We start from the raw sequence: 16,765 nt of genomic DNA on the forward strand, positions 1-16,765 counted from the left end.
GCGCGCGGCCCGAAGGGCCACAGCGCACGATGGGGGGCATGGCTACCTCTTCCGCGCGGCGCGCTCCGGTGCTGGCCGCCTCCGCCGCCCTCCTGCTGTCCCTGTCCGCGTGTTCCGGCGGGAGCGGCGGAACGAGCGGCAACAAGGACTCCGGCGACAAGAAACAGGACCTCTCCGCGCAACAGTTGACGTGGGCGGAGTGTCCGGCCCCCACTTCCGCCCAGGGCGAGGGCGGCAAGCCGTCGCCGCTGCCCGGCGGCACCCCCTGGCAGTGCGCCACGATGAAGGTGCCGCGCGACTACGCGAAGCCGGACGGCGACCGGATCGAACTGGCCCTGATCCGGGCCGAGGCAGCCGACAGGAACAAGCGCATCGGCTCGCTGATCTTCAACTTCGGTGGCCCCGGCGGCTCCGGCATCACCACGCTGCCGAGCGCCGCCGAGGACTACGAGAAGCTGCGCTCCCGCTACGACCTGGTCAGCTTCGACCCGCGCGGGGTGGGCCGCAGCGCCCCCGTGGAGTGCGCGGACGCCAAGACGCTCGACGCGTACTACGCCTCGGACATGACCCCGGACGACGCCGCCGAGGAGAAGCAGTTCGCCGACGGCCTCAAGAAGTACTCCGAGTCCTGCCGACAGAACTCCGGCGGGATGCTGCCGCACGTCGGGACCGTCGACGCGGCCAGGGACCTGGACCTGATGCGACAGGTGCTGGGCGACGACGAACTGCACTACTTCGGCATCTCGTACGGCACCGAACTGGGCGGCGTCTACGCGCACCTGTTCCCGAAGAAGGTCGGCAGGGCCGTGTTCGACGCGGTGGTGGACCCCACGCAGAAGGCCGAGGAGAGCTCGCTGGGCCAGGCGAAGGGCTTCCAGCTCGCGCTGAACAACTTCGCCAAGGACTGCGTCGCGCGCGGCGACGACTGCCGGCTGGAGGGCAGCACCCCCCAGGAGATCGAGGACAACATCGTCGCGCTCCTCCAGCGCCTCGACAAGAAGCCGATCCCGGCGGGCGACGGGCGGCAGCTCACGCAGAGTCAGGCCACCAACGGCATCGTCCAGACGCTCTACTCGAAGGACTTCTGGCAGTACCTGGAGCAGGGGCTCGACGAGGCGGACGGCGGCAACGGCTCCCTGCTCCTCGTCCTCGCGGACGCCATGAACGGCCGCAACCAGGACGGTACGTACAGCAACATCGGAGCGGCCAACGCCGCCGTCAACTGCGTGGACTCCAAGGAGCGTTACGACCTCGCGTACGCCAAGTCGAAGGTCGCCGACTTCCGTGCGGCATCCCCGGTCTTCGGCGACTTCCTGGCCTGGGGCCTGTCCGGCTGCTCGACGTGGCCGGTGCCCGGCCAGCGGGTGACACCGAACGTGAGCGCTCCGGGGGCCGCGCCGATCGTCGTGATCGGCACCACGGGTGACCCGGCGACACCGTACGAGGGCGCCCGGAAGATGGCCGAGAAGCTGGGCAAGGGCGTCGGCGTGGAGCTGACGTACAAGGGCGAGGGTCACGGCGCGTACAACGGCAGCAGTGCGTGCGTGAAGTCGGCCGTGGACGGCTACCTGCTCGACGGCAAGGTCCCCGCCGCGGGAACGGTCTGCGAATAGCCCCTCCCCGGCGGGTCTGCGGGACGGCACGCACCGGGCCCCGCACGGACTTTTCGTCACTGTCAGTGGTCGCGCCTAGGATGTGGGCACTTGCTTTCGAACTCGGGGCAGGTGCGGGGAGCAGTGCGACGGGGGGCCTGTCATGACGCGGCGCGGGGCGGTACGAGCACGGGCGCACGGGTGGGTGGCGGCGGTGGTGCTGACCGCTGTCGCCGCTTCCGGTTGCGGTACGGGCGGGGGGCCGCCGCAACCGGGGGCGACCGACGACGGGCGGGCCGCGTCCGCGCGGCCGACCACGTCCGGCCCCGCGGGCTCCGCGTCCTTCGAGTCGGCCCTTCCCGCCGCCGTCAGGGACCAGAAGCTCGCCTGGAAGGGGTGCGCCGCCCCGGTGAGGGCGCGCGGCGCCGAAGCCGTGGCCCCGGGCGGCGAGTGGCAGTGTGCCACCGCCCAAGTCCCCCTGAACCACCGGCAACCGGCCGGCGAGACCCTCGGCATCGCCCTGATCCGGGCGCGCGCAACGGGCAGCGACGGCAAGCGGATCGGCTCGCTCCTGTTCAACTTCGGCGGGCCCGGCGGCTCGGGGGTCGCCGCCCTGCCCGCCATGGACGACCTGTTCGGCACCCTGCGCGGGCGTTACGACCTGGTCGGCTTCGACCCCCGCGGGGTGGCGGACAGCTCCGAGGTGGTCTGCCGGGACGACCGAGCGACGGAGTCCTCGCTCGCCCTGGACTCCACCCCGGACACCCCCGCCGAGGAGAAGGCGTACTTCGCCGACGCGAAGGCGTTCGGCGCGGGCTGCGCCGAACGCTCCGGCAAGATCCTCCCGCACGTCGGCACGACCGGCGCCGCCCGCGACCTGGACGTGCTGCGGCACGTCCTCGGCGACGAGAAGCTGCACTACGTCGGCTTCTCCTACGGCACCGAACTGGGCGGTGTGTACGCGCACCTGTTCCCGAAGCGGGTGGGGCGGCTGGTCCTGGACGCGGTCATCGACCCGTCCGCCGACCTCGTCGGGCACTCCCGCAACCAGGCCCTCGGCTTCCAGCGGGCCCTCGACAACTACTTCCGCAGCGGCGGTACGACGCCCCGGGCGGGCACGGCACGCGTGGTGCGCCTGCTGGAGCGGCTCGACGCGGCACCGCTGCCCGCCGGTCCGGGACGCGAGCTCACCCAGAGCCTGGCGCTGACCGGGATCATCGCCCCGCCCTACAGCAGGAGCAGCTGGCCCGCCCTGACCGAGGCCCTGTCGGCCGCCGAGAGGGGCGACGGGACGCCGTTGCTGCGCCTGGCCGACGCGTACAACGGCCGGGACCGGCAGGGGCACTACAGCACCGCGCACCACTCGCAGCGCGCCATCTCCTGCGCCGACACCAAGGGCCGGATGAGCGCCCGGGAGGTCCGGGCGAAGCACCTGGCGGACTTCCGCCGGGTGTCCCCCGTCTTCGGGCCCTACCTGGCCTGGGACCTGGCGGGCTGGTGCGCGTCCTGGCCCGTGCCGGGGGCGCACGAGACGCCGGAGGTGTCGGCCCCCGGCGCCGCGCCGATCCTGGTCGTCGGGGGGACGGGCGACCCGGCGACGCCCTTCGAGGGATCGCTGCGGATGGCGGAGGAACTGGGCCGGGGGGTCGGCGTGCACGTCACGTACAAGGGCGAGGGGCACGGCGCGTACCCGTCGGGGAACGCCTGCGTGCGGCAGGTCGTGGACGCGTACGTGCTGGACGGGAAAATACCGGCGGCGGGCACCGTCTGCTCGTAGTGCCCGCCGCCGGTGGTGCGAAGAGGTCCTAGTAGACCGGCTTCTCCGGCTCGATCTGGTGGACCCAGCCGATCACGCCGCCGCCGACGTGCACCGCGTCCGAGAAGCCCGCCGACTTGAGGACGGCGAGGACTTCCGCACTGCGGACACCCGTCTTGCAGTGCAAGACGATCTTCCTGTCCTGCGGGAGGTTCTCCAGGGCGGTGCCCATCAGGAACTCGCCCTTGGGGATCAGCTTCGCGCCGGGGATCGAGACGATCTCGTACTCGTTCGGCTCGCGGACGTCGATGATCTCGATCTTCTCGTCCGCGTCGATCCACTCCTTGAGCTGCTTGGGAGTGATCGTGGAGCCGGCCGCCGCTTCCTGGGCCTCCTCGGACACGACGCCGCAGAAGGCCTCGTAGTCGATGAGCTCCGTGACGGTCGGGTTCGCGCCGCAGACCGCGCAGTCGGGGTCCTTGCGGACCTTGACCTGGCGGTACTGCATCTCCAGGGCGTCGTAGATCATCAGGCGGCCGACCAGCGGGTCGCCGATGCCCGCGAGGAGCTTGATGGCCTCGGTGACCTGGATGGAGCCGATCGACGCGCAGAGCACGCCCAGCACGCCGCCCTCGGCGCAGCTGGGGACCATGCCCGGCGGCGGGGGCTCCGGGTAGAGGCAGCGGTAGCAGGGGCCGTGCTCCGACCAGAACACGGACGCCTGGCCGTCGAAGCGGTAGATCGAACCCCAGACGTACGGCTTGTTCAGCAGCACGCACGCGTCATTGACCAGGTAGCGCGTCGCGAAGTTGTCCGTGCCGTCGACGATGAGGTCGTACTGGGAGAAGATCTCCATCACGTTCTCGGCTTCGAGCCGCTCTTCGTGCAGGACGACGTTCACGTAGGGGTTGATGCCGAGGACCGAGTCCTTCGCGGATTCGGCCTTCGAGCGGCCGATGTCGGCCTGGCTGTGGATGATCTGGCGCTGGAGGTTCGACTCGTCGACCTCGTCGAACTCGACGATGCCGAGCGTGCCGACTCCGGCGGCGGCCAGGTACATCAGAGCGGGCGACCCGAGGCCGCCGGCACCCACGGCAAGCACCTTGGCGTTCTTCAGGCGCTTCTGCCCGTCCATCCCGACGTCCGGGATGATCAGGTGGCGGGAGTACCGACGGACCTCGTCAACGGTGAGCTCGGCAGCGGGCTCGACCAGGGGTGGCAGCGACACGGGAACTCCGTTGGTCGGTATATCAATACGGTTGTTCTCCCCGTAACACTGCCACGCCCCTTCTCATTCCGAGACACCCGGTCCGATCCGCGAGACGATTTCGTCCCAGTAGCCGGGCAGCGCCTCCCAGGGGCTGCCCACCTGCTCACCGGCCCTGTCCCGGTCCGTGCGGTCGGTGAACCAGATCGTCCCGGCACCCTGCCAGCGGGCGATGCGCAGCGCCTCCTCCAGATGCGTGCGCGGCACCCCGTGCACCAGGTGGCAGAACCGGGAGGCCGGATAGGAGGCCGTCCATGCGGCCGCCTGCGACCACCGGTAGTCCGTCCAGGGGCCGGAGAACGTCACCAACTGGTCGGCGGTCTCGGCGAACCCGGCGTACGGATGGGTGCCGTGCCCGAGGACGATCCGGCCGCCGTCGAGGGCGTCCGTCCCCCGGAGCATCGCCCGCAGGGAGTCGGTGAGCCGCCGGGTCGCGGGCAGTTCCGCCCGCTCGCCGGAGCACCGGTCGAGGTAGAAGCCGTCGACCCGGTACCAGTCCAGGAAGCGCCGGGCGTCGGAGACCAACTCGCCGAAGCCCCGCGCCCCGTACGTCGCATCGAGGTGTCCGAGCACCCTCAGTCCCGCGTTGCGCAGCCGCCCCACGGCTTCGAGGCAGTGCGGATCGGGCCGGGCGCCCGGCCCCTCCGCGACGTTGAGCACGACCCAGTGCAGCGGGGCCGCGAGCCCGGCCCCCGCCGCGTACGGACGGGAGAACCGCAGGAGTTCGGCCCATTCCACCGGCGCGAGGAGCGGGTGCGCGTATCCGGGGACGCCGATCCCGAGCCGGTCCGCCCCGATGACGGGGCGGACGGCACCGGAGGTGCTCAGATGCGGCACGCCGCCTCCATCCAGATGTCCGCGAGCGATTCCTCCAGGTTGATCCGGGGCCGCCAGCCGAGCCGGTCGCGGGCCGTGCGCACGTCGGCCTGCTGCCAGCTGCCGCACCCGTCGGGGTACGGGTACGGGGCCGCCCCGAGGTGCTCGGTGAGCGCGTCCGACGGCCGGGGCGCGCCGATGGTCGGGACGCCGCCGTTGCGCACGGCGGCGCTGGCGGCGGCGGAGCTGGAGTACCCGTTGGGGGCGTCCAGTTCGTGCAGCGCCCCGCCGTACCCGGCGACCCGGGCGAGGACGGCGGCGGCGTCGCGCAGCCGCACCGCGCGACCGGTGCCGATGTTGACGACGCCCTGGGCGGCGGACAGCGACGCGGCGTGCACGGCGCGCGCCACGTCCCGTACGTCGACGAAGTCGCGCTGCACGCCGAGCCCGCTGAGCTTCAGCTCGCCGTCGCCGGACTGCATGGCGCGGCGCATAGCCTCGGCGAGCCGGCCGAGCGGGGATCCGGCCGGGGTACCGGGGCCGACCGGCGAGAACACCCGCAGGACCACGGCGTCCAGGCCCGAGCCGAGGACGAGTTCCGTGGCGGCGAGCTTGCTGACGCCGTACGGTCCGCCGGGGCGCGGCACCGCGTCCTCGGCGGTGGACGAGCCCGGCTGGGAGGGCCCGTACTCGGCGGCACAGCCGAGCTGGACCAGCCGCGCCCCGCAGCCGCTGCGGCGCAGGGCCTCGCAGACGGTGGCGACGGCGACGGTGTTGTGCCGGGTGAGGTCGCGGGCGCCGCCCCGGGTGGCCCCGGCGCAGTTGACGACGACACCGGGGTGCACGGCGTCCAGGAAGCGGGTGAGCGCTCCCGGGCTGCCGGTGGCGAGGTCGAACCGTACGTCGGCGTCGTCGCCCCGACCGAGGGCGGTGAGCTGGACGGCGGGGTCGGCGAGGAGACGGTCCGCGACGAAGCGGCCGAGGTATCCGTTGGCGCCGAGCAGCAGAACCCTCATCGTGCGTCCCCTCGGTGCCGACGGACGCGCACGGGCTGCACGGGGAGAGGGGGTGGGGGGGTCATGTGTCGTTCTCCTTGAGGGTGTCGTACGGGATGTGCGGTGGTGATCGGTGTGGTGCAGGAACGGACAGGGACGGGTGGGGTGGAGCACCGGCTGTGGCGTCGTCGGCTTCGCGACGGCCGGGGTCTTCGTCGGGCCCGGACCCTCTGCCAGGACGAAGGGTCCGGTCTCCGTGGTGGGAGGAGGGGGCCGCGAACCTCCTCGTGGAGGAGGCTCGGGGGTTCGTGGCGCGGTGGCGCCGACCGCTCAGCCGCGCCGCCCCGCCCGTGCGGTGCCGACCGCGGACGCGGAGGTCACCGCGTGTGCGGAGGCCTGGGACAGGGCGACTGCCGCGTGCGCCAGGAGACCCAGCGCGGCGGCTCCGCAGGCGAAGGCGGGCACTGCTCCCGCGCCCCATTCGCGCACCGCGTGCCGCACCGGTCCGGCCAGTGCCTCGCACCCGGGAAGCCGCGAGGCGAGCACGGAGCCGAGGAGGGTGGCTTCCGCGGCGCAGGCGAAGGTGAGCCCCATCGAGCCCGCGTCCGGCAGACCGTGCACGGCGAGCAGCCTGGCCAGGAAGAGCAGCGCCCCGACCGCGAGTGCCGAGACGGCGAAGCCTCCGCCGATGCCGAGCCGGGACGCGCCGTAGAGCAGCACCGTCAGCGCCGCCGCGTAGAGCCCGAACACGCCGAACAGCAGGGGCCGGACGGCAGACCCGAAGTCCTCGGTACCGCGGCTCACGGCAAGCCTGCGACGCGCCTGTACGGTCAGCAGCCGGGCGCACCAGGCGGCGGGGGCCAGGGCTGCCGCGAGTCCGAGGAGAGCGGCCGGCGCGGGCGTCCACAGGGGCCCGTCGCCGAGGAGCCGCGTCAGTACGCCGTCGCCCAGCACCGCGTACAGCAGCAGCCAGCCGGTGCGCGCCCAGGGGGTGTGCCCGTCGGCGCGGAGCGGCCCGTGGCGCAGGCACAGCAGGAGGGCGAGGGCGGTGGCCAGTGCTCCGGTGACGAGCAGGGCGACGCGCAGCCCGCCGGCCGCCCGGTCCGCGCCGAGCAGGGTGAGGGCGCACAGGGCCCCCGGCAGGAGTGCGTACGCCGCCCACCCGGTGGGCAGCGAGCCGTCGCGCGCCGGGAGTTCCGGCGCGTTCGCGGTGGCGTCCTCCTCGTCCGTCCGCGGCACGCGCGCGTAGAGCTCCTCGGCGAGCGAGAAGACGTCCCGGTGGCGGAAGCGGGCGGCGGTGCGGTCGGTCACGCCGTGCGCTTCGAGTCCGGCGGCGATCTCCAGGGGGTCCACGGCACGCTCGCACAGCTCGCGGTGCCGGTGCATGAGCACGCGGACAGGGTCGGCGGGCGTCTGCGGGGCGAGGGTGGACGGCACGCGCGCCGCGGTCCGCGCCGATACCGCGGCCTGCCCGGACGCCCCGACGCGCCCGGCCGCCGCGGCCCAGCGGGGCGTCCCTGCCCGCCGCCCCTCGGTCTCCGTCGGGTCGGCGGCCGGAGCCCGCCCGGTGGCCGCGCGCTGCCCGCCGGCCGCCGGCCGCCCCTCGGTCCCTGCCCGCACGCCGGGCGCACGCTGCGTCACGGTTGCCGCCTGCACGGTGGCCTCCGGCTGCACCGCGGACGCGGGCTGCACGGGGAGCGCGGCCTGCACTGCGGTCGCCGCCTGCGGGGTGCTCACCGACTGCACGGGGAGCGTCGCCTGCACGGCGCTCACCGACTGCACGGGGAGCGCCGCGTGCACCGCGGTCGCCGCCTGCGGGGTGCTCACCGCCTGCATGGCGGTCGCCGCGTGCACGGTGCTCGCCGCCTCTACGGGGAACGCTGCCTGCACTGCGGTCGCCGCCTGCGGGGTGCTCGCCGACTGCACGATGCTCGCCGAATGCGAGGAGTCGGCGGGCTGCACCGGCGGGTGGGGGGCGACGGCCGTTGCGCCGGACAGGTCCAGTCCGTGTGCGGGGGTCTCCGCCATGCCCGTCGGGTCTGCCGTCTGCGTGGTCATGGGCGTACCTCCCGTACGGAATCGGTGTCGTCGGCCGCACCGGGATGGGCGGTCGGGGCGGTGAGGCGCTCGCCCGGTACGGATGCCCGCTGCACGGGCCCGGAGGGCCGGTCACCCGGCCCGGTGGCGCGACGCGCGGGACCGGACCTGCGGTCCGCCGGGTCGCCTTCCGCGGCGTCGTCCGGCAGTGGGCCCTTCGTCGTGCGCTCGGTCAGGACCGCCAGTCCGCCCCGGGCCCGGGTCGTTGTCGTTCCGTCCGCGCCCGCGCGCGAGGACGCGGTGCCGCCGGATCCGGTAGCGCGTGCCCCGGTGGCACCGCCCGTCCAGGATCCCGGCACGTACGCCTCGGCGGCCAGTGCGAACGGCAGCGGTTCCCCGTCCGCCGGTTCCCGCCGCACGGGACAGCGCGAGACCAGCTCCAGGTAGATGTCGCGAAAGGCCGCGAGGTTCTGCTCGACGGTGAACAGTTCGAGGGCCCGCGCCCGCCCCGCCGCGCCCAGGCGCGCCCGCCGGTCGGGGTCGCGGAGCAGTGCCAGGCAGGCGTCCGCGAGGGCGCGCGGGTTGCGCGGCGGCACCACCAGCCCCGTACCGCCGACGACTTCCACGACGGCCCCCACGTCGGTCGACACCGTCGCCCGGCCGCAGAACAACGCCTCGACGAGACTGATCGGGAAGCCCTCGACCACGCTCGACAGCACGACCACCGAACCGGACGCGTACGCGTCCGCCGGTTCGGGTGCGCCGGCCCCCCCGAGTTCCTCGAAGAGGACGGGGCTCTCCCCCTCCGTACGCGCGTCGGCGGCCTCGTCCGGGAAGAGATGCTCGGCGAGCGCCCGGCAGTGCGCGAGGTAGGCGGCGGCGGAGGCGTCCGTGACCGGCGCGGACACGAGGCGCAGTCGGGCGCCGGGTTCGGCCGCGCGGACCTCCGCGAAGGCGTGCAGCAGGGCGACGAGGTCCTTGGCGGGTTCGATCCGGCCCACCCACACCAGCGTGCCGTCCGCCCCCGTTCCGTCGGTCTCGCCGACGGCGGCGAACCGCGCCGGGTCCATGCCCGGGTAGACGGTGCGCAGTTTGGCCCGGTCGGCGCCGCAGCGTTCCTGCCAGCGCCGTGCGTGGGCGTTGCCGGGGGTGATCACGGCGGCCTGCGCGTACACCTCGGCGGCGAGCAGCCCGTGGAAGCCGGCCAGGAGCGTGCGGACCGGGGCGGTCAACTCGGCTTCCTGCGCGGCGAGGTAGTGCGCCCGCAGCTGGACGCCGTACTCGGTGACCAGCAGCGGTACGCCGAAGAAGCGCTTGGCCAGCAGCCCCGGCAGGGCGGCCGCGCCCGCCGACGCGGCGTGGCAGAGGTCGACCGCCCCGAGTCCGCCCTCGCCCTCGTCGCACCAGTCGAGGGAGAGTGGGCGCAGGATGCGTTCCAGGAGGTCGGCGAGGACCAGGTGGTCGGAGACCTTCGCGGTCTGTACGACGCGGGGTGCGCCCGGCGCGCGGCAGGCGCGCTCCAGGGTGCGCACCGCGCGCTCCGAGCGCAGGGCGGTGTGCACACCGCCCTTCTCGCGGGCGAGTTCGGCGAGGCCGTAGAGTCCCGCGGCGAACCGTTCGCCGACGGACGCCGCACCGGCCGCGGGGCCGGTTCCGGTCGGGCCCGGAACGCGCGCGCCCGGCGTCTCCCCCGCGCAGACGGCCGACACCAGCGCCCCGAAGTGCTCGTCGAACCGCTGCCGTTCGCGCCGCCCGTGGGAGCGCGCCCCCAGCCGTCCGTACGACGTCCTGAAGTCCGCCTCGGACGACCACAGCGGAGCCGTCCGCACGCGTTGCACCTGCGGCGGGAGCGGGACCCAGCCCTGCTCCTCCTGCTCCTCGCTGCGGCTCAGGGCGTAGACGTCGAACTCGTGCCGCGTGAGCCCGCGCACGAGGCGGTCGCACCAGAACCTGGACTCACCGGTGGCAAACGGGTAACCACCCTCCGTGAGCAGTCCGATCCGCACGTGGACACCCCCGATCTCCCTTGTGGGCAGCCGCCGTTGGTACGGCGACTCGCAGCGGGACCGACCGTATGCGGACATGCCGGTGGTGCGACGGACGGTTGTCCATCGCACCACCGGAAGGGGTGAACAGTCGTAACTTTCGCGTACGACCGGCGTTCTCTCGCGCTAAAGAGGTACGGGAACCGCGCCGCGCCCCCGGGGGAGAGCCATCGGCGGCATGGGGGCCGCTCAGTCCTCCGGGTGCACCCAGGGGTTCGGCCTGCACTTCTTCGCGCCCGTGTCCAGCGTCTTGGTCTGCTGCATCATCACGGGAGCGAGCGCGCCGTCCTTGCTGCACTTCTTGTGGTCGTATCCGAGTCGGTGCCCGATCTCGTGATTGATCAGCATCTGCCGGTACGCGAAGAGCCGTCCGTCACCGAAGGTCGGCGAACCCACGGCCCAGCGGAAACCGTTGATCATGATGCGCTCGGTCGCGGCGGAATCGCAGGAGACGTTCTGCGAGAGCGTCTCCAGGCCCGACTTCAGACACCAGACGTTGGTGGTGACCGGGGTGGCGAGCGTCACCACGAAGTCCACTTCTCCGTCCGGTTTCCGGTCGAACGCCATGTCCCCCTCCCCGGCCCAGCTCCTTTTGTCGTTCAGGGTCTTCTGCACGGCTTCGGCGAAGAACTTCCCGTCGAGCCCGGCGTCCTTCTCGACGTCCACCCGGTACGTCTTGCGGACGAGCGCCTTGGCGGGCCCCTTGTCCTCGCCGGGGACGGTGTCGAACGCGTTCGGCCCGGCCTGGTCGGGGGCCATCGGCAGCTTCTGCGCCATGCGCTGCTCGTACGTCGCCGGGACCGCCGGAGCGACCTCTCCGGCTCCGCCGTGCGGCGTCGCGCGGTCCTGGTTGCGGGAGGCGCCGCTCTCCGCGGCGAACTTCCGCTCGCCCAGGCTCGGAGCCGCCGCTTCCGGCACGCCTTCGTCGGGCTGCTGCCCGGCCACCACGGCGGCGAGCGCCACGGTCACGGCGGCGGCGGTCAGCCCGGTGGCGACGCGCCCGCGGCGGCGCTCGGGGCGCGGGCGCGGGGCACGGTTCACGGCGGAGCCCGGTCCGGCGGGGCAGTCGCCGACGGCGGCCGCGTCGTCCGGGCCGGTGACGGCGTCGTGCGGGTTCCGGGCGTCCGGGCGGGGCGCGGGAGCATCGTGCCGCTGCGTGTGCGGCCGGTCCCCGGGTTCCTCGAATGCCTCCACGAAGTCCCGTCGCGGCCCGGCGGGCTGCGTGCCCCCGACGCGCTGTCCGGGAACCCGCACCGCCCCGCCGAGCCCCGCCGGGGGGTGCTGGGCCGGCGCGTGGGCCGTCGCCGTACGGGGGGCGCCGACCCAGTCGCCGTAGCGCGTGCCGCCCGTGTCGGCAGTGGTGGCGCCGGGCTCATGCGGGCGGCCCCAGCCGCCTCCGGCCTCACGCTGCTCGGGATGCCCGCCCCGCACCGGGGGCTGTGGCTGCCCGGAGGACTGCGGAGGCGGCTGCGGAGAGTACTGGGCCTGCGGGAAGGACCCGGGTTGCGCCGTGGGCCGGGGCTGCGGGTCCGTCTCCCCGTGCCCGTACGCCTGCGGGTACGCCTCCCCCTGAAGGTACGCGTCCCCTTGCACGGACGCCTGCCCCCGCGGGTGCGCCTGCGGTCCGCCGGCCAGGTGGTGCGGGCGGAAGCGCGGCACGGCTCCCGTGTCGCCCTGACGGCGCCGTCCGTTCTCGGGCACGGCGCTCGCACCCCTTGAGGCGTCGGCGCCCCCGGGTATGCCAGGGGTCTCCTCGGCACCCTGCGGTGCGGCACCTCGACGGCTGTGGCGTCCCACTCGGCGGATCAGCTCCTACGCGTTTTCACATCTGCGGCGACAGTCTGCGGCGACTGCCCGTCTGCCTGTCCGTTCATCGTGCCCGATCGCGGCGTCGGGCCGCGGGGTCAGTCCTCCACGTCCGCAGCGGCAGGCGCTGTCGTCCGCATCAGCCCCAGGAACGCCTCCGCGACCGTCTCGGGGTACTCCATCATCGCCACATGCCCGGCATCCGGAAGGGTCAGGAGGCGCGAATCACGGAACGCCGCCGACGCCCTGCGGGCCATCCGGAAGCCGACGAGGCGGTCCCGCCCGCCGTACACCAGCAGAGTGGGCGCCAGCACCCGCTCCGCCTGCCGCCACAGTCCTTGCTGGCCACCGAGGGTGTACGCGTTGACGATGCCCCGCGACGAACGCGTCATCGCCTCCCAGAAGTACGGCAGTTGCAGCCGTCGTTCCATCTCGTCGACGGCCGCCCGGAACCCCTCCGGCGTCACGCGGGAGGGGTCCCCGTAACAGAGGCCGGTCACCCCGCGGGTGCGCATCTCCGCCGTCCAGTCCCGGCTGAGCTTCGCGAACAGCCCCGCCACCCCCGGCACCGCCAGCAGCGCGGTGGGAACGGCACCGCGCTGCACCCGGATCTCCGGCAGCGCGGGCGACACCAGCGTCAGGGTCCGCACCAGGTCGGGCCGCACGGCGGCGACACGGGTGGAGACGGCCCCGCCCAGCGAGTTCCCGAACAGATGCACGGGGCCGCGCCCGCTCGCGTCGAGGTAACGGATCACGGCGCGCGCATGCCCGGTGATCGAGTAGTTGCCGTCCTCCGGTGGCGGGGAGTCCCCGAAGCCCGGCAGGTCGAGTGCCTCGCTCTCGACGGCGCCGTCCAGCAGGGACATCAGCGCGGACCAGTTCTGCGAGGAGCCGCCGAGGCCGTGCACGTACAGCGCGGGCGGCAGACCGCTGCGGGACGGGGGCCTCGACCGCACGCTCAGCGTCAGCCCAGGCAGGGTGACGGGGCGCAGTTCCTCCCCCTCCGCGACCTTGACGGTGCTGACCCGCGGCATCGGGGCTGCCGCTGCGGCATCGGTGTGCGGCAGCTCGGTCGAAGACATGCCGCAATGTTACGAGACGATCACGCGCGGGCTCATGTGTTCGCCGTCACAGACCGCGTCGCGCGCGCCCCCTCCTGCTCCTACGCTCGAAACAGGGCGTGCGCCGCATGAGGTGCCGCACGCCGGAAAGGCGGAACACCATGACTGTGGACCCGACCGACCCGGAAACCTTCGAGACGGACGAGACGATCGTCCTCGCCGACACCCCGGAAGCCCCGGAGGCGGACGCCGCCGAGCAGCACACCGACGTACAGCCGACCACGGACACCCCTGTGACCAGCGCCGATTCCGACTCCGCCAACGAGGCGGACATCGCCGAACAGAATCTCGCCGTGCCCGTGGACGAGGACGAGTACCGCTGAGAGGGCCACGTGTTTCCGCTCAGCGGGTGGGCGCACGCCCATCCGTCGCGGCCCCGGAGCGCCCTTCACGCGGTGTCCGCTCCGTGAAATCCTGCGTTCGCACCGCGCACAGCAGGGTTACTCAAAAGTACGATGGGCGGGCGCGGCGCACATCACACGGAACAGCCGTGCGGTGAGAGGTTGCGTGAACTTGAAAGACATGGGAGGCGGCGTGACAGCCACCGAGCAAACAGAGGCGGCACGCCCACGAGGCACCCGTCTGCCGCGCCGGGCCCGACGCAACCAACTCCTGGGGGCCGCTCAGGAGGTGTTCGTCGCGCAGGGTTACCACGCGGCCGCGATGGACGACATCGCCGAGCGCGCGGGCGTCAGCAAGCCCGTGCTCTACCAGCACTTCCCCGGCAAGCTCGACCTCTACCTGGCCCTGCTCGACCAGCACTGCGAGTCGCTGCTGCAGGCGGTGCGCACGGCTCTGGCCTCGACGACCGAGAACAAGCAGCGCGTCGCCGCCACCATGGACGCCTACTTCGCGTACGTGCAGGACGAGGGCGGCGCGTTCCGCCTGGTGTTCGAGTCCGACCTGACGAACGAACCGGCCGTGCGCGAACGCGTCGACCGGGTCTCGCTCCAGTGCGCGGAGGCCGTCAGCGACGTCATCGCCGAGGACACCGGGTTGTCGAAGGACGAGTCGATGATGCTGGCCGTCGGTCTGGGCGGGGTCTCGCAGGTGGTGGCCCGGTACTGGCTGTCCAGCGGCTCGACCATCCCGCGCGAGACGGCCGTGCAGCTCCTCACCTCGCTGGCCTGGCGCGGCATCGCGGGTTTCCCGCTGCACGGCACGGACCAGCACTAACGGGCAAGCACCAGCGGCTCGTGGACCGGCACCGGGGCGGCGTCGCCGACCCGTGTTCGCTCCCGGCGTGGTCCCGCGACGCCGATCATGTCCCCGTACCGGGCTAATGTGTCTGAACGTACGGCGCGGCGACCGCGCCGCCCAGATCGTCGGAGGGACATAGCCGTGGAGGTCAAGATCGGCGTGCAGCACGCACCCCGGGAGATCGTTCTGGAGAGCGGGCAGTCTGCCGAGGAGGTCGAGCGCGCCGTGGCCGACGCGCTGGCCGGCAAGGCACAGTTGCTCAGCCTGAACGACGACAAGGGCCGCAAGGTCCTCGTACCGGCGGACCGGATCGCCTACGTGGAGATCGGCGAGCCGGCGCAGCGTCGGGTGGGCTTCGGCGCCCTCTAGAACGCGCAGTCAGCAGGACGCGAATGGCCCGGCGGGATCCTCCCGCCGGGCCATTCGCGCATGCGCGCGCACCGCTGTGCCGCCACTGTCCGACCGGTCCGTTCGTATGCCGCCGAGGCCGGGGAGGGTTGCATTCCGCACCCCCCGGGTAGGACGGGCTGTGACCCACTCGCCCGCGTCGCAGTGCAGGAGGTAACCGCGTTGATCTGGGAAGCTCTCGGTTCCGTCGTCCTGGGACTCGCTCTGTCCTGGGCCGCCGTCTCCCGGCTGTCCGACCGCCTGCCCTCCCGCTCGCGCGTGCTCACCGCGGGCCTCGTGGGTGCCCTCTTCGGCGCCTACCTGACGCACATGGCGGTCGGCCCCGGCCATCCGCTCGCCACCCTCCTCGGTGCGGGCGCGGTGGGCGCCGTGACGCTCTCCCTGCTGCTGCGGCCCAGCGGTCCGCCGAGCCGCATCCGCGGCAGGTCGGCGGCGGCGTAGCCCCCGGGGCTGCGCCGCCGTCCCCGTGCGGTGGCTAGGCGGCCAGCCCCAGCGCGGCCATCCGCTTGGTGTGCGCCTCGGTGATGCGGGAGAACATCCGGCCGACCTCGGCGAGGTCGAAGCCGTCGGCCACCCCGCCCACCAGCATCGTGGAGAGCGAGTCGCGTTCGGCGACCACGCGCTGCGCCTGCGAGAGGGCCTCGCCCATCAGCCGCCGTGCCCACAGCGCGAGCCGTCCGCCGACACGCGGGTCGGCCTCGATGGCGGCGCGCACGTTCTCCACCGCGAAGTTGCCGTGGCCGGTGTCGTCGAGGACGGCGAGCACCAGCGAGCGGGTGTCGGTGTCCAGCCGGGCGGCGACCTCACGGTAGAAGTCGCTGGCGATCGAGTCGCCCACGTACGCCTTGACCAGGCCCTCCAGCCAGTCGGACGGAGCGGTCAGGTGGTGGAAGTCGTCGAGAGCCTTCGCGAAGGGCTCCATGGCGGCGGTCGGCTCGACGTCGATGTCCGCGAGACGGTCGCGCAGTCGCTCGAAGTGGTGGAATTCGGCGGAGGCCATCTTCGCCAGCGCCGCCTTGTCGCCCAGGGTGGGGGCGAGCTTGGCGTCCTCGGCGAGCCGCTCGAAGGCCGCCAGCTCGCCGTACGCGAGGGCCCCGAGCAGGTCGACGACGGCGGCCCGGTAGGTGGGCTCGGCGGAGGCCGTGGCCCAGTCCTGGTCGGCGATCGAGGTGCGGGCGGGGGCGGTGTCGTCGGGGTTGTCCTTGGCGGTGTCAGGCGTCTCCATAAAACGCACAATAGCCCGCCAGGAGAACGGCGTAAGGGGCTGGTCAGGGTGCACGCTCCCCACCACCGCCCCACCATTCCTACGAATTCACCCAACACACATGCGCGAATCCGGGGTACAGTGGTAATGCGCTTGCTGAGCATTCACGCCGTCCGCACTCAGGTTCGGCCGTACACACGAAGGTGTGTACGAACTCTCCGCAAGCCATCCTAATGAGGATGCCCGGTCGGTGGCCCGATCGGCTCCGACCCGACAGCCCTCCGGATGGCACGGTGCACACGCACCACCGCGAGCGAGGGAACCCTCAGCGGCACGAGCGCTAGAGCAACGGCAGTGGTCCCGCGCCACCCGGTCCTCCCAAGGCCGGATGAAACCCCCAGGCACGGTACGACCCCCGTTGTTCGCCTTGAGTCGCGTCTCACAGAAGAGGCAGCACCCTGACTACGTTCCGAGACCTCGGCATTCTTTCCGAGACGGCCGAAGCCCTTGAGGCAGTC

14 protein-coding genes are annotated in these 16,765 nt (G+C 73.1%); 6 read left to right on the forward strand and 8 right to left on the reverse strand.

The features are described from left to right. The first annotated feature begins 38 nt into the window (after positions 1-38). The gene (locus ACQPZG_RS12055; RefSeq protein ID WP_433545803.1) at positions 39-1,613 is read left to right on the forward strand and encodes an alpha/beta hydrolase; all 1,575 of its coding nucleotides are present in this window, start codon (positions 39-41) and stop codon (positions 1,611-1,613) included. Positions 1,614-1,755: 142 nt separating this feature from the next. After that, positions 1,756-3,369 carry an alpha/beta hydrolase gene (locus ACQPZG_RS12060; RefSeq protein WP_433545804.1) on the forward strand — a complete coding sequence of 538 codons (1,614 nt, stop codon included), beginning with the start codon at positions 1,756-1,758 and terminating at the stop codon, positions 3,367-3,369. 28 nt (positions 3,370-3,397) lie between these two features. Here ACQPZG_RS12060 and moeZ read toward each other — a convergent pair whose 3' ends face one another. The 7 genes from moeZ to ACQPZG_RS12095 all read right to left on the reverse strand — a co-directional run bounded on the left by moeZ (position 3,398) and on the right by ACQPZG_RS12095 (position 13,396). Then, complete coding sequence (gene moeZ / locus ACQPZG_RS12065) at positions 3,398-4,576, reverse strand: adenylyltransferase/sulfurtransferase MoeZ (protein WP_433545805.1); 1,179 nt, start codon at positions 4,574-4,576, stop codon at positions 3,398-3,400. A gap of 63 nt (positions 4,577-4,639) precedes the next feature. Beyond that, positions 4,640-5,452 (reverse strand): spherulation-specific family 4 protein, encoded by an 813-nt coding sequence (locus tag ACQPZG_RS12070; RefSeq protein ID WP_433545806.1) that lies wholly within the window; start codon positions 5,450-5,452, stop codon positions 4,640-4,642. Beyond that, on the reverse strand, positions 5,440-6,447 hold the full coding sequence (locus ACQPZG_RS12075) for an NAD-dependent epimerase/dehydratase family protein (protein WP_433545807.1): 1,008 nt from the start codon (positions 6,445-6,447) through the stop codon (positions 5,440-5,442). Before ACQPZG_RS12075 ends, ACQPZG_RS12070 begins: the two co-directional genes overlap by 13 nt. Positions 6,448-6,756: 309 nt before the next feature. Then, positions 6,757-8,484, reverse strand: coding sequence for a hypothetical protein (locus tag ACQPZG_RS12080; protein ID WP_433545808.1), 1,728 nt, complete (start codon positions 8,482-8,484; stop codon positions 6,757-6,759). After that, positions 8,481-10,469 carry a DUF3492 domain-containing protein gene (locus ACQPZG_RS12085; RefSeq protein ID WP_433545809.1) on the reverse strand — a complete coding sequence of 663 codons (1,989 nt, stop codon included), beginning with the start codon at positions 10,467-10,469 and terminating at the stop codon, positions 8,481-8,483. The genes ACQPZG_RS12080 and ACQPZG_RS12085 overlap by 4 nt, the downstream gene beginning before the upstream one ends. 228 nt (positions 10,470-10,697) lie before the next feature. After that, positions 10,698-12,209: a DUF3152 domain-containing protein gene (locus ACQPZG_RS12090; protein WP_433545810.1), complete on the reverse strand. Its 1,512-nt coding sequence runs from the start codon at positions 12,207-12,209 to the stop codon at positions 10,698-10,700. 203 nt (positions 12,210-12,412) lie between these two features. Next, positions 12,413-13,396 (reverse strand): alpha/beta fold hydrolase, encoded by a 984-nt coding sequence (locus tag ACQPZG_RS12095; RefSeq protein WP_433545811.1) that lies wholly within the window; start codon positions 13,394-13,396, stop codon positions 12,413-12,415. A 140-nt stretch (positions 13,397-13,536) separates the two neighbouring features. Here ACQPZG_RS12095 and ACQPZG_RS12100 point away from each other — a divergent pair, with 140 nt between their 5' ends. The 4 genes from ACQPZG_RS12100 (at position 13,537) to ACQPZG_RS12115 (ending at position 15,484) form a co-directional block, all read left to right on the forward strand. Then, positions 13,537-13,758 carry a hypothetical protein gene (locus ACQPZG_RS12100; protein WP_433545812.1) on the forward strand — a complete coding sequence of 74 codons (222 nt, stop codon included), beginning with the start codon at positions 13,537-13,539 and terminating at the stop codon, positions 13,756-13,758. Positions 13,759-13,969: 211 nt separating this feature from the next. Further along, positions 13,970-14,611, forward strand: a complete 642-nt coding sequence (locus ACQPZG_RS12105) for a TetR/AcrR family transcriptional regulator (protein ID WP_433545813.1) — start codon at positions 13,970-13,972, stop codon at positions 14,609-14,611. A gap of 165 nt (positions 14,612-14,776) precedes the next feature. After that, entirely contained in the window at positions 14,777-15,004 is a 228-nt protein-coding gene (locus ACQPZG_RS12110) for a DUF3107 domain-containing protein (RefSeq protein WP_185032745.1), read from the forward strand. Between the two features lie 201 nt (positions 15,005-15,205). After that, the gene (locus ACQPZG_RS12115; RefSeq protein WP_433545814.1) at positions 15,206-15,484 is read left to right on the forward strand and encodes a hypothetical protein; all 279 of its coding nucleotides are present in this window, start codon (positions 15,206-15,208) and stop codon (positions 15,482-15,484) included. A 34-nt stretch (positions 15,485-15,518) separates the two neighbouring features. On the opposite strand, the gene ACQPZG_RS12120 is transcribed toward ACQPZG_RS12115, so the two are convergent. Then, entirely contained in the window at positions 15,519-16,268 is a 750-nt protein-coding gene (locus ACQPZG_RS12120; RefSeq protein ID WP_433545815.1) for a ferritin-like fold-containing protein, read from the reverse strand. Positions 16,269-16,765: the final 497 nt, after the last annotated feature.

Origin of the sequence: Streptomyces sp. CA-294286, from assembly GCF_050947155.1 — a bacterium.
GTDB lineage: Bacteria > Actinomycetota > Actinomycetes > Streptomycetales > Streptomycetaceae > Streptomyces.